The organism is Stappia sp. BW2 (assembly GCF_008107695.1).
Lineage (GTDB): Bacteria > Pseudomonadota > Alphaproteobacteria > Rhizobiales > Stappiaceae > Roseibium.
This window is the reverse complement of sequence record NZ_VIRG01000079.1, coordinates 1-456: the sequence shown is the minus strand read 5'-3', so window position 1 is coordinate 456 and position 456 is coordinate 1. Positions and strand designations below refer to the sequence as shown.

The window sequence follows — 456 nt, the reverse complement described above, 5'->3', positions numbered from 1 at the left end:
CGCGAAGGGCACGAAATCCGCAATGTTCATCGTCGCGATCGAGATCTGACCAAACATCAGCGCACCGAACAGGATGACGATGTAGATGGACATGACCGTGCCGCGGTTCTCGTTGGTCGCCGTTTCGTTGAGCCAGCTTTCCACGATCATGTAGAAGCCTGCGAGGCTGAAGCCGGAAATGACACGGATCGCCATCCAGGCGTAGGGGTCGATCAGCACCGGATGAAGGATGGCGGCAGCGGACATCAGCGAGACGAGCGCCGCGAAGGCCCGGATATGTCCGGCGCGCATGATGACGAGCGGCGCACCGAGACAGCCCAGCACCATACCGAAGAAGTAGGCCGACGAAACCAGACCGATCTCGAAATTGGTGAAGTAATACCGGTCTGCAGCCAGGGGCAGCAGGGTGGTCTGGATGCCGTGCCCGAATATGAGCAGGGCAACGGACAATAACAG

1 protein-coding gene is annotated in these 456 nt (G+C 59.2%); it reads right to left on the bottom strand.

What is annotated here, in order from left to right; translation table 11 throughout:
• Nucleotides 1-456 (bottom strand): MFS transporter (locus FMN63_RS27655; RefSeq protein WP_148587402.1); only part of this gene is annotated, 456 nt, incomplete at both ends.